Genomic DNA, 12,010 nt, shown 5'->3' with positions numbered 1-12,010 from the left:
CTTGTTCATGGACCCGGCCCCCGTGCCCCGATCACCCACATCCCCGCGCCCGCTGTCGTTCCAGGGGCTTATCCTGAAACTGCACCAGTTCTGGTCCGATCAGGGCTGCGCCATTCTCCAGCCCTACGATACGGAAGTGGGGGCGGGTACGCTGTCGCCGCATACCACGCTGCGCGCGCTGGGATCGCGCCCGTGGAAGGCCGCCTATGTCCAGCCCTGCCGCCGCCCGTCCGACGGGCGGTATGGCGAAAACCCGAATCGCCTGCAGCACTATTACCAGTATCAGGTCCTCCTCAAGCCCACGCCGGAGGAAAGCCAGAAACTGCTGCTGGACAGCTACCGCGCCATCGGGATCGATCCGCTGGAACACGACATCCGCTTTGTCGAGGATGACTGGGAAAACCCGACCATCGGCGCATGGGGTCTGGGCTGGGAAGTCTGGTGCGACGGGATGGAGGTGACGCAGTTCACCTATTTCCAGCAGGTCGGCGGCATTCCCACCGTCATGCCTTCGACCGAACTGACCTATGGTCTGGAACGCCTTGCGATGTACGTGCAGGGTATCGAGAATGTCTATGACCTCGATTTCAACGGGCAGGGGCTGAAATATGGCGACGTGTTCCTGCGCGCGGAACAGGATTACTCCCGCCATAATTTCGAACTGGCGGATGTGGAAATGCTGCACCGCCACTTCATCGATGCCGAAAACGAATCCACGGCCCTTGCAAAGGCCGGTCTGGCGCAGCCCGCCTATGACCAGTGCCTGAAGGCCAGTCACCTGTTCAACCTGCTCGATGCGCGCGGCGTGATTAGCGTCAGCGAACGCGCATCCTATATCGGCCGCGTACGCGCGCTGGCGAAACGCTGCTGCGAAGCGTGGCTGGCGGGCGAGGAATAAGACCATCATGCCCGAACTTCTTATCGAACTCTTCTCCGAGGAAATTCCCGCCCGCATGCAGGCGCGCGGGGCAAGCGACCTCGAACGCCTTGTGTGCGAGGCGCTGGCCCCGCTGAACCCGCGCGACGCCACGACCTTTGCCGGTCCGCGCCGCATCGCCCTGTCCGTTACGGTGGACGCCACCGTGCCGGGTGCGACGGTTGAAGAACGCGGCCCGCGTGAAAGCGCACCCGAGAAGGCGCTGGCCGGTTTCATGCGCAAACATGGCGTGGAACGTGATGCGCTGGCGCTGGAAAACGGCTTCTGGGTCCTGCGCCGCACCATCGCGCCCGTGGCCGCCGGCCAGCAGATCGCGGATGTCCTGCCCAGCCTGCTGCGGCGTTTCCCGTGGCCCAAATCCATGCGCTGGGGCGTTGGCAGCGCCTTTACATGGGTGCGCCCGCTGCGCAGGATCGTCTGTATCCTTGATGGTGAGGTCGTCGATTTCACGCTGGCGGAAGGCGAGGATAACGGCCATGGCCTGCGTTCGGGCAACCTGACGGAAGGCCACCGCTTCACCGCGCCGGGGGCATTTGCCGTCAGCAGCACGAAAGACTGGCTGGACGGCCTGCGCACGCGACAGGTGGAACCGGACGCCGCCGCGCGCCGCACCCTTGTTGCCGAAGGCGTCGCCCGTCTTGCCGGTGAGGAAGGTCTGAATGTCGCCGCCGATCCCGGCCTGATTGACGAGGTCGCGGGCCTGACGGAATGGCCGGTCCCCTTCCTTGGCCGGATTGACGACGAATTCATGAGCCTGCCGCCCGAAGTCATGCAGGTGTCCATGCGGGTGAACCAGCGTTACTTCGCGCTGCGCAATTCGGATGGATCGGCGGCACCACGTTTTGCCTTTGTCGCCAACCTGCTGCCCAGCGATGGCGGCAGCCTGACCATTGCGGGCAATGAGCGCGTGCTGCGCGCCCGTTTTGCCGATGCCCGTCATTTCTGGGATCTGGACCGCGCCACCCGTCTGGCTGAGCGCGTACCCGCGCTGGACCGGATCGTGTTCCATGCCGCACTGGGCAGTCAGGGTGCGCGCGTGCAGCGCATCGAACGTCTGGCGGGCATACTGGCCGGGATGACCGGCGCGGATGAAACGCAGGCCAGACGCGCGGCCCTGCTGTGCAAGGCGGACCTGACCACCGGCATGGTGGGCGAATTCCCGGAACTGCAGGGCATCATGGGGGCCTATTACGCCCGCCATGACCGGGAAGACGATGCGGTGGCCGATGCCATCGGCGCACATTACATGCCACGCGGCCCACACGATGACGTGCCGACCGCGCCGGTTTCAGTCGCGGTCGCGCTGGCGGACAAGATCGACATGCTGGTGGCCTTCTTCGCCGTGGGTGAAAAGCCCGGCGGGTCGGGCGATCCGTATGCCCTGCGTCGGGCGGCGCTGGGGGTTATCCGCATCATCCGCGAAAACGGGCTGCGGCTTGATCTGGCGCGCGTCTTCTGGGAAGCAGCACAGGGCCTGCCCGAGGAACTGCGCCTTGCGCCCGATCTGGATGTTCTGCCGGAATTCGTGGCCGACCGCCTGCGGGTGCAGTTGCGTGGCGAAGGCGCGCGGCACGACATCCTTGCCGCCGTGTCGGTTGGCAATACCGATACCGACATCGTGCGCCTGCTGGCCCGCGCCAGCGCCATTGCCGACATGCTGGCCACCGAGGACGGGCGCAACATGCTGGCCGCCACCAAGCGCGCGGCCAACATCCTGCGCATCGAGGACCGCAAGGACGGCCCGCATGAGGGCGCGCCCAACCCCGCGCTCTACACCCAGCCTGAAGAGCGGGAACTGGCCGGGGAACTGGAAAAGACCATTCCCGCCGTGGAACAGGCCATCGCGCAGGAACGCTATGCCGACGCCATGCGCGACGTGGCGGCGCTGCGCCCGGCCCTCGACCGGTTTTTCGAGGTGGTGACGGTCAACGACAACGATCCCGCCGTGCGCGCCAACCGCCTGCGCCTGCTGTCGGAACTGCGCCGGATGACGGTGCTGATCGCCGATTTCAGCCAGATCGAAGGCTGACCCGGCTCTGGCCTGACGCCCCGAGCGGTGTCAGGCCAGATAGACCAGTCGCGCCGGTCGGTCACCATTCAGCACGACCACCGCATTCTGCCGGAACAGGCGCGCCAGACGCAGCCCCCGCGCCAAGGGCACGCGCACCGCATAAAGCGGTTCGGACCAGCGGCCCAGACGCCCTTCCCCCAGTTCATGCTTCACCCCACGCAGATGCTGCGACAGCGCCTGCATCATCCGGTGATTCCAGCCATCGGGACGCAACCTGCCGCCGGGATTGCACGCGCTCAGCAGCACGATATCCCCCTGCGGCACCACGCAACGCCGCCACTGCGGCCTGCGCCCGATACGGATCACCGGCAGGCCCGGCACATGATAGGTGCTGAGCCGGTAGGAACGGCTGACGGCGGGCGTTGGGGGCAGGATGCCCGCCATCAGCTGTCTTCCCCCGTGGTTTCCCCGAACGTGGCGTTCCGATGGACCCATGCGGACATAAGCAGCCCGAACCCGAACATCACCATGAGCATGGCCGACCCCCCATAGGAAATCAGCGGCAGCGGCACGCCCCCCACCGGGATCGCCCCCATCACCATGGACAGGTTGACCGCACAGTACAGGAAGAAGTTCATGGAAATGCCCAGCCCCAGCAGCCGCCCGAACTGGTTGCGGCTGCGCATGGCGATCAGCATGCCGCCAAAAATCAGCAGCAGCAGCATGCCGATTATGGCGATGCCACCGACAAAGCCCCACTCCTCCGCAATCATGGTGAAGATGAAGTCTGTCTGCTTTTCAGGCAGGAAGTTAAGTTGCCCCTGCGTGCCCTGAAGATAGCCCTGCCCCCACATCCCGCCTGAACCCAGCGCAATCTTGGACTGGATGATATTATAGCCTGCCCCCAGCGGATCGCTTTCGGGATGCAGGAAGGTGGTGACCCGGGCCTTCTGGTAATCATGCAGGTGGCTGTATGCAATCCTGGCCAGAAACGGCACGGGCAGCACCACAAGGGCGATCTGCCACAGCCGCATGCCCGCGCCGAAAAACATGCTGGCCCCAACGGTGCCGATAATGACGGCGGTGCCAAGATTGGGTTCCTTCAGCACAAGGGCGACCGGCACCAGCACCATGAGTGCCGGGGGAATGAGCCGTAGCGGATTGCCCATCCTGCGATAGCTGATTTTGTGGAACCATGTCGCCAGCATCAGCACCAGCGCGATCTTGGCCAGTTCCGATGGCTGGACCTGCATGCCACCCAGCATCAGCCATCGCTCGGCCCCCTTGCCCACATGGCCCATCCGCAGCACCGCCACCAGCAGGACCAGCGAAAAGATGTAGATGGGCCATGCCATGCGTACCAGAATGGCGGGACTCATCAGCGCCATACACAGCATCATGACCAGCCCGAAACAGAACCGGATGGATTGCGGCCCGGCAAACGGGCGCGACGTGCCGCCACCCGCCGAATACAGCGCCCCGTACCCCACCACCGCCAGCGCGCAGATCAGCAGCACATACAGCCAGTTGATCTGCCACAGCTTGGTCAGGATCTGGAAATTGGGCTCGGCGCGCAGCAGGCGCTTCTGGAATTTCATTCCATTCTCCACAACAGGCACGGACGCGGCCATAGCCCCATACGGGGCCTGCGGGCGGGTGGTCTAGTCCACTTCCGCCTGCGCCACTTCCTGCCCCGGCGGCTCACGGTGATTGACCGGATCGCGGCGCAGGACATCGGTCATGATATCACGCGCAAGGGGGGCGGCCACATCCGCGCCCGCATTGCCGTGTTCGATCACCACCGCCGTGGCATAGCGCGGCGCGTCATAGGGCGCAAAGCAGATGAACAGCGCATGGGGCCGGTATTCCCATGGCAGGTTGGCGGAATTGAAATGCCCGCTTTCACGCAGCGCACGCGACACGCGCCGCACCTGCGCCGATCCGGTCTTGCCCGCCATCTGTACGCCGGGAATATCCAGCCGCGCCTTGGGGGCGGTTCCCCCTTCCTCGTTCACCACGGCGAACATGCCCGCGCGGATGTCCGCAAAGAAATGATCCGGCATGCTCATGCCCGGCGCGTGGCCAAGGTCGGTCAGGTCGGCCATATGCCCGGCCACCGAGCGGATGAGATGCGGCTGGACATTGCGCCCCGTGGCGATGCGCGATGCGTAGGTGGCCAGTTGCAGCGGCGTCACCTGCACAAATCCCTGTCCGATGCCGCTGACGATCGTATCCCCCCCGTTCCAGTGCCGGCCATGCGCGCGCCGCCATGCCGGGGTGGGGATCAGTCCCTGCCGCACATGCGGCAGTTCGATTTCAGGCAGTTTTGTGCCCAGACCGAACAGTTCGGCTGTCGCGGCGATGGCATCCATGCCGGTGCGCCGCGCGACTTCGTAGAAGAACACGTCGCAGGAATATTTCAGCCCCTGACGCAGGTTGATCGACCCGTGCCCCCAACGCGACCAGCAGTGAAAGCGCGTGCCGCCCACATCGATATAGCCGGGACAACTGATCCGGTCACTGGGCGACAGCGTGCCCGCGCGCAGCGCCGCCATGGCCACGGCAGGCTTGAAGGTGGAACCGGGCGGATACAGTCCCGACACGGCCTTGTTGATAAGGGGCGTCTGGCTGTTATTGGTCCATTCGATCCACTGCGCCTGACTGACGCCACTATCGAACAGGGAGGGATCGAAGGACGGGTTGCTGACCATGGCCAGCACTTCGCCATTGCGGCAGTCCATCACCACCGCGCTGGCCGACTGTTCCCCGATGCGACCGAGCACCTGCTGCTGGAGGCCGCTGTCGATGGTCAGCGCGATCTCGTCGCCCGCCTGTCCTTCATCGCGGTCCAGTTCGGCCATCACGCGGCCTACCGCGTTGACTTCCATTTCCACGGACCCGACCTGCCCGCGCAGGTTCGTGTCCTGTGTCTGTTCGATGCCCGAACGCCCCACCCGCATGCCGGGCAGCGCCAGTTCGGCATCATGCACCACGTCCTTTTCTGCCGGTGGCGCCACGTAACCGACCACATGCGCCATGAGCGGCCCGAAGGGGTAGACGCGCGTGGTCCCGACATCGATCAGCACGCCGGGCAGCGACGGCATGTTGAGCTCCAGCCGCGCCATATCATCCCATGACAGGAAATCGCGCAGCATGATCGGGATGAACCGCCGCTTGTGACGCAGTTCATGTTCGATGCGGGTGGTGTCGCGCTGTTCCAGCGGCACGATCTGGGCAAAGCGTTCCAGCGTGCCGGGAATATCGCTGGTTTCTTCCGCCAGCAGAAGCGCGCGCCAGTTGATGCGGTTGGCCGCGACCGAAATGCCGAAACGGTCCGTAATGCGCCCGCGCGGCGGCGCGAAGAAGCGTTTGCTCAGGCGGTTGTTTTCCGCAAGCCTGGCGTAATGGCTGCCGTCACGAACCTGAAGCCCGTACAGACGTTCCCCCAACGCGCCCAGCACGGCCCCCTGTGCCGCCATAAGCAGCAGGGCGCGGCGGGTGAACACACCCCGCGAAGGGTTCTTGCCTTCGTCGGGACGCGACATCAGCCGGTTGCCAGACTTCTTTTTACGAAACGTCATTCACTCATCCGGCACGGAGAGGCCATTCCACCCGCTTCAGGAGTGGTCCGCGTTATTGATGACAAAACGGTAGGTCCACGCGAATCCTGCATACAGGACAGGAAAACTGCCAACGGACAGAACTGTCTCGAAAACAAAAGGCAGAAACTCCACAACATGCAATGCCAGCGCGGAACACAGCACCCATTGTAGCGCCGTAACCCCTACCATCACCATGGCAAACACAAGCCACAGAACAAAAAAATTGACCCGTGCCAGCGTGTACCGTCCCGACAGCGCAACGCCATGTACGATCAGCATCATGAGCAGCATGACACCCGCCGGACCGAAGCTGAGGATGTCCGCCCATATTCCCAGCACGAACACCGCCACGGACGGCATGAGGGCCGGCGCAAAGACCGACCACAGAAACACCATCGCCATGATGATGGCGGGCATCAGTTCCACCTGCCCGGGCAGGTTCAGTGGCGCCGACAGCACCAGTGTCACGAAAAACACCACCAGACACGGCACGCTGTTGCGCATGCCATGATCGATCCGGTTACCCAGCCCCGCCCGGGGATGGATGCCCGGACGGATGGGCGGGGGCGAGAAGGTTTTCATCCATGCAGCCCCTTGTCCTGATTGATCTGGAACTGAGAGGGCAGCACCATCGTCCGCCCGACAGGCGGCAGCGGCACGCGACCGGGGGCGTCTGGCGGGGCGACGCTGTCCTCATAATCAAAGATACGCACGATATCGATATGGTCCAGCGCCGCCGCCGGCACCACCACCGGCATGCCGGGACGCAGGTAATGCACATGCCCCACCGGCAGGCCGGCGGGCAGGCTTTCGATTTCCCCGTTGGTGACGACACGCTCGCCTTCAACGGGCAGGTTGTCCTGCGGGTAGAAGATGATGCGCGGCATGGGGGAATTGTCACCCGCCATGATGGCCGCCGCATGACTGGCTTCCAGCGTTACGGGCAGGCGGCTGGACGAATCGGTAATCAGCAGCACGCGGGCCGAACGCCTGCCCACTTCGGTCACACGCCCGACCAGTCCCGCGCCATCAAGGGCGATGCCCCCCTTGTGGACGGACGTATCGGGATTGATCGCAAGCAGGACGGCGCGCGCATAAAGCCCGCTGGTGTCACGCACCACCCGACCACTGACGAAAGTGGGTGCGTTATCGGGAATCCAGTGCAGGTTGGCCTTCAGCGTTGCGTTTTCGTCCGCCAGGGCCGCCGCCACGTCGTACCAGTGCCGCAGGGACGTGTTTTCGGCGCGCAGGCGGATATTTTCCGCCTCCAGATTACGGATGTCCTGCAGGTTGCCCGAAAGCCAGCGCAGCTTTTCCTGCGGCCATTCCACCATCCGGTAGGCTGGGGCCAGCAGGTCGGCCGTCTGCATGCGCAGTTTTTCGACAAGCGTGCGATCCGCCTTGCCCAGCAGGATCACCCCGAAGGCCACAAGGATCAGCGCAGGCAGGACCAGCTTGCCAAGCGCCTGACGGAACTGGATGGAAACAGGCATCACGCCATCCCTTCACGCGGGACAGATACGTCCAGCCTGCCGGGTTGTCCAATACTGCCTGATCGCCGGACCTGCATCGTCCTGCGTCTCCTCCATCAGCGTGCCGCCCCTGCCTGTTCCGGGCGGCCCGCCTGTCCCGTTCGTCAGTACATGCTTGTCAGTACATTGCGCAGGCGCTTCATTTCCTCAAGCGCGCGCCCCGTCCCCATCGCCACGCAGGACAGCGCATCCTCCGCCACCGTAACCGGCAGGCCGGTCTCGCGCCGCAGGACTTCATCCAGACGGTAAAGCAGCGCGCCACCACCGGTCAGGACAATCCCCTTGTCCACGATGTCGGCCGCGAGTTCCGGCGGCGTGTTTTCCAGCGCCGTGGTCACCGCATCAAGGATCTGGCTGACCGGTTCGGCAAGGCTTTCGGCGATCTGCCCCTGCGAGACAACGACTTCGCGCGGGACGCCGTTGATCAGGTCACGGCCCTTGACCTCCCGCCACGGCCCCGGATCGTCGGGATCATCAGGCGGCATGGCGGAACCGAGGTTGATCTTGATCTGTTCGGCCGAGCTTTCGCCAATCAGCAGGTTATGGTTGCGACGGATGTAGGAAATGATCGCCTCATCCATCTTGTCGCCGCCCACGCGCACGGAGCGGGCATACACGATCCCGCCCAGCGAGATCACGGCCACTTCCGTCGTGCCGCCGCCGATATCGACAATCATGCTGCCCGAAGGCTCGGTCACCGGCAGGCCCGCGCCGATCGCCGCCGCCATCGGTTCCTCGATCAGGAAGACCTTGCGCGCGCCCGCACTTTCCGCACTTTCCTGAATCGCACGGCGTTCAACGGCGGTGGAGCCGGAGGGCACGCATACGATGATAAGCGGGCTTGCGAACATGCGGCGATTGTGAACCTTGCGGATGAAATGCTTGATCATTTCTTCCGCAACTTCAAAATCAGCGATCACGCCATCACGCAGCGGGCGGATGGCCGTGATGTTGCCGGGGGTGCGGCCAACCATCTGCTTGGCTTCCTCACCCACCGCAAGGACCTGTTTCTTGCCCCGTACTTCCGCCAGCGCGACGACCGAAGGTTCATTCAGGACGATCCCGCGCCCCTTGACGTAAACCAGCGTATTCGCCGTGCCGAGGTCGATCGCCATGTCAGCGGAAAGCAGACCCAGTACACGAGCAAACATCCAGAACCCCCAACATCAAAACCAGACAGGACTGTCCCACATCCCGACTGGCAACCCATGTCATCATGACATGCCTGCGTTACGTCGAAAACCGTCTGGATAAGTTCGAGGGATTACCGACGCGGACAGGCAGGGGCAAGGGGCCAGACGATTTTAATTTGTTAAAATCTTCATGCCCGAAGCGATTATTACAAAATGTCCCGCTTTCGTCATGGTCAGACCATCATGGCCGCACCATCTTGTATCATGAACGCGGCAGGGGTGTCATCGTGCCACCCCGTCCGCGCTACCGGGAAAGACCCATATGAAGACTTCATCTCCCTCAACCACCTTTCGCCCGGCATTGCTGCTTGCCGCCGGGCTGTGCCTTGGACTGGGGGCGTGCGAGAACACCCGCGACCCCGGCGAACGCGCTATTGGCGGCGGGCTGATCGGCGCGGGTGGCGGGGCGCTGATCGGTGGCCTGGCGGGCGGCGGAACGGGCGCTGCGATCGGCGCACTGGCCGGTGCGGGTGGCGGTGCGGCCATCGGGGCGGCCACGACCCCGTCGCGACGCCCGCGCAATGCCCCGCCTTCCACCATCTGCCCCGACGGGCGCGTGCTCCCGCCCGGCTACCCGCCACAGAGCTGCCCGCCCCCCGCGGGCGCCGCGCCCGCAGGTTACGCAGCCCCACAGGGCTATGCCCAGCCCAGCTATCCCGCGCAGCAGCAGGGCTATTACGGCCAGCAGGGCAGCAGTTACTACGGACAGCAGGGCGGCTATTCCCAGCAGCCGGACGGCTACAGCCAGCCGGGCTATCCGCAGGGCGCCTATCCTGACGGATATGGCGGCTACTGATCCCGCGAAAATGACAACGCCCCGGCACGCAATACCGTGCCGGGGCGCTGCATGCATGAACGGGTCATGCTACAAGGAACGCGGGATCAGGCATCCAGCGCAGCGGGTTCCGCCCGGTCGCGCTTGACCAGCAGCTTGTTCAGCGCATGGACATAGGCCCGCACGGCGGAAACCAGCGTGTCCGCATCCGCGCCCTGACCGTCAACCAGCTTGCCGCCTTCTTCCAGACGGACCGAGGTACGGGCCTGCGCGTCGCTGCCCTCGGTCACGGCACCGACGGAATACAGTTGCAGGGTCGCATCATGGGCAACGATGGCGCGGATGGCGTTGAAGGCGGCATCGACCGGCCCCTGTCCTTCCGCATGGCCTTCCTCACGCCTGCCATCGACTTCCAGCACCAGATCAGCGGTGGCGGGACGGCGTGATCCGGCGGTTACATCCAGCGCCACGAAGCGGATGCGGGCATGGTCGCGCACTTCATCGTCAACCAGTGCGACCAGATCCTCGTCATAGATGACCTTCTTGCGGTCGGCCAGATCCTTGAAGCGGCTGAACGCCTCGTTGAACTGGGCTTCTTCCAGATTGTCGTACCCCATCGCCCTGAGCTTGTCGCGGAAAGCCGCACGGCCCGAATGCTTGCCCAGAACCAGTGACGAGCGGGTCCAGCCCACGCTTTCGGGCGTCATGATTTCATAAGTGGCGGCATTTTTCAGGATGCCGTCCTGATGGATGCCGCTTTCATGCGCGAAGGCGTTGCGGCCGACAATGGCCTTGTTGGGCTGTACGTCAAAACCGGTAATGGTGGACAGCATGCGCGATGTGCGCAGCAGGCGTTCGGTGTGGATGCCCGTGGTGTAGGGCAGCACGTCGTGGCGCGTGCGCAGCACCATGATGATTTCTTCCAGCGCCGCGTTGCCCGCGCGCTCGCCAATGCCATTGATGGTGCATTCCACCTGTCGCGCACCCGCATCAAGTGCCGCGATCGTGTTGGCGACCGCCAGCCCCAGATCGTTATGGTTATGGGTGGAGAAAATCACCTTATCCGCCCCCGGCACGCGGGTACGCAGGTCGTTGAAGATGCGGGCCATGTCCTCGGGCGTGGAATAGCCTACGGTATCGGGAATGTTGATGGTGGTCGCACCCGCGCGGATGGCGGTTTCCACACAGCGGCACAGGAAATCGGGATCGGTGCGCGAACCGTCCTCGGCGGACCATTCCACGTCATCGGTGAACTGGCGGGCCGCACGGTTACCGGCTTCGATCACTTCCAGAACCGTTTCGGGCTCCATGCGCAGCTTGTACTTCATGTGCAGCGGCGAAGTGGAGATGAAGTTGTGGATACGCCCACGCTTCGCGGGCCTGATCGCCTCGCCCGCGCTGGCGATGTCGTTCTTGCCGCCACTGCGCGCCAGTGCGCATACGACGGTGTTCTTCACTTTCTGCGCGATCTGGTGGACGCTGTCGAAATCCCCCTTCGATGCGACGGGAAAGCCCGCCTCCATCACGTCCACGCCCAGTTCCTCCAGCGCTTCGGCCATGCGCAGCTTTTCAGCCAGATTCATGGAAAAGCCGGGCGACTGCTCACCATCACGCAGGGTGGTGTCGAAAATGATGACGCGGCTGGCGTCAATACGGCCAAAGGAGGGATGATCGATGCTCATGGTAATACCTCGGACATATCCGGATGTGGGACGGGTGGCACGGCTGCGTGCCCCCTCTGTCAATTCGTGTTCGCGGACCGCATGACCGGCCCGATCAATCCCCTGGGCGCACCGGCACGGGCCGGCCCTGCTCGCTCAGGGGCGGATAAGTCGAAGACGAAGAAGCCCGGCACCGGCACATGCGCGCGCGGACAGGTGCGCATGTGCGCCCGATCCAGCCCCAGCGATGTGCGCTATCGTTACCATGCCGCGCACAATACAGGCAGGCGGGCTGATTG

General features: G+C 64.1%; 10 protein-coding genes. 3 read left to right on the top strand and 7 right to left on the bottom strand.

From position 1 onward, the window contains the following. Positions 1-7 precede the first annotated feature (7 nt). Together KSAC_RS11990 and glyS are read left to right on the top strand one after the other, a co-directional pair. Positions 8-898 carry a glycine--tRNA ligase subunit alpha gene (locus tag KSAC_RS11990; protein WP_102324853.1) on the top strand — a complete coding sequence of 297 codons (891 nt, stop codon included), beginning with the start codon at positions 8-10 and terminating at the stop codon, positions 896-898. 7 nt (positions 899-905) lie between these two features. Beyond that, entirely contained in the window at positions 906-2,966 is a 2,061-nt protein-coding gene (glyS, locus tag KSAC_RS11985) for a glycine--tRNA ligase subunit beta (RefSeq protein WP_132305566.1), read from the top strand. A 30-nt stretch (positions 2,967-2,996) separates the two neighbouring features. Here glyS and KSAC_RS11980 read toward each other — a convergent pair whose 3' ends face one another. The 6 genes from KSAC_RS11980 to KSAC_RS11955 all read right to left on the bottom strand — a co-directional run bounded on the left by KSAC_RS11980 (position 2,997) and on the right by KSAC_RS11955 (position 9,233). Beyond that, positions 2,997-3,392: a DUF3293 domain-containing protein gene (locus tag KSAC_RS11980; RefSeq protein WP_132305564.1), complete on the bottom strand. Its 396-nt coding sequence runs from the start codon at positions 3,390-3,392 to the stop codon at positions 2,997-2,999. Then, positions 3,392-4,546 carry a rod shape-determining protein RodA gene (gene rodA / locus KSAC_RS11975; protein WP_132305562.1) on the bottom strand — a complete coding sequence of 385 codons (1,155 nt, stop codon included), beginning with the start codon at positions 4,544-4,546 and terminating at the stop codon, positions 3,392-3,394. Before rodA ends, KSAC_RS11980 begins: the two co-directional genes overlap by 1 nt. Positions 4,547-4,609: 63 nt before the next feature. Further along, on the bottom strand, positions 4,610-6,529 hold the full coding sequence (mrdA, locus tag KSAC_RS11970; protein WP_102324714.1) for a penicillin-binding protein 2: 1,920 nt from the start codon (positions 6,527-6,529) through the stop codon (positions 4,610-4,612). A gap of 36 nt (positions 6,530-6,565) precedes the next feature. Continuing rightward, positions 6,566-7,132, bottom strand: a complete 567-nt coding sequence (locus KSAC_RS11965; RefSeq protein ID WP_102324715.1) for a rod shape-determining protein — start codon at positions 7,130-7,132, stop codon at positions 6,566-6,568. Next, the gene (mreC, locus tag KSAC_RS11960; protein ID WP_102324716.1) at positions 7,129-8,043 is read right to left on the bottom strand and encodes a rod shape-determining protein MreC; all 915 of its coding nucleotides are present in this window, start codon (positions 8,041-8,043) and stop codon (positions 7,129-7,131) included. The genes KSAC_RS11965 and mreC overlap by 4 nt, the downstream gene beginning before the upstream one ends. 143 nt (positions 8,044-8,186) lie before the next feature. Continuing rightward, positions 8,187-9,233 (bottom strand): rod shape-determining protein, encoded by a 1,047-nt coding sequence (locus KSAC_RS11955; protein ID WP_102324717.1) that lies wholly within the window; start codon positions 9,231-9,233, stop codon positions 8,187-8,189. Between the two features lie 304 nt (positions 9,234-9,537). Between KSAC_RS11955 and KSAC_RS11950 the strand changes: the two genes are divergently transcribed. Further along, entirely contained in the window at positions 9,538-10,071 is a 534-nt protein-coding gene (locus tag KSAC_RS11950; protein ID WP_102324718.1) for a hypothetical protein, read from the top strand. A gap of 86 nt (positions 10,072-10,157) precedes the next feature. Here KSAC_RS11950 and KSAC_RS11945 read toward each other — a convergent pair whose 3' ends face one another. Further along, on the bottom strand, positions 10,158-11,732 hold the full coding sequence (locus tag KSAC_RS11945) for a 2-isopropylmalate synthase (protein ID WP_102324719.1): 1,575 nt from the start codon (positions 11,730-11,732) through the stop codon (positions 10,158-10,160). Between the last annotated feature and the right edge of the window lie 278 nt (positions 11,733-12,010).

Source organism: Komagataeibacter saccharivorans, assembly GCF_004348195.1.
In the GTDB taxonomy this organism is placed as follows: Bacteria; Pseudomonadota; Alphaproteobacteria; order Acetobacterales; family Acetobacteraceae; genus Komagataeibacter; species Komagataeibacter saccharivorans.
This window is presented reverse-complemented; position numbering and strand designations above follow the sequence as displayed.

What these genes read in the sequence shown, in the direction of transcription:
- rodA (WP_132305562.1), bottom strand. Translation starts at nt 4,546, where the DNA reads ATGAAATTCCAGAAGCGCCTGCTGCGCGCCGAGCCCAATTTCCAGATC.
- KSAC_RS11955 (WP_102324717.1), bottom strand. Translation starts at nt 9,233, where the DNA reads ATGTTTGCTCGTGTACTGGGTCTGCTTTCCGCTGACATGGCGATCGAC.
- KSAC_RS11980 (WP_132305564.1), bottom strand. Translation starts at nt 3,392, where the DNA reads ATGGCGGGCATCCTGCCCCCAACGCCCGCCGTCAGCCGTTCCTACCGG.
- glyS (WP_132305566.1), top strand. Translation starts at nt 906, where the DNA reads ATGCCCGAACTTCTTATCGAACTCTTCTCCGAGGAAATTCCCGCCCGC.
- mrdA (WP_102324714.1), bottom strand. Translation starts at nt 6,529, where the DNA reads ATGACGTTTCGTAAAAAGAAGTCTGGCAACCGGCTGATGTCGCGTCCC.
- mreC (WP_102324716.1), bottom strand. Translation starts at nt 8,043, where the DNA reads ATGCCTGTTTCCATCCAGTTCCGTCAGGCGCTTGGCAAGCTGGTCCTG.
- KSAC_RS11965 (WP_102324715.1), bottom strand. Translation starts at nt 7,132, where the DNA reads ATGAAAACCTTCTCGCCCCCGCCCATCCGTCCGGGCATCCATCCCCGG.
- KSAC_RS11990 (WP_102324853.1), top strand. Translation starts at nt 8, where the DNA reads ATGGACCCGGCCCCCGTGCCCCGATCACCCACATCCCCGCGCCCGCTG.
- KSAC_RS11950 (WP_102324718.1), top strand. Translation starts at nt 9,538, where the DNA reads ATGAAGACTTCATCTCCCTCAACCACCTTTCGCCCGGCATTGCTGCTT.
- KSAC_RS11945 (WP_102324719.1), bottom strand. Translation starts at nt 11,732, where the DNA reads ATGAGCATCGATCATCCCTCCTTTGGCCGTATTGACGCCAGCCGCGTC.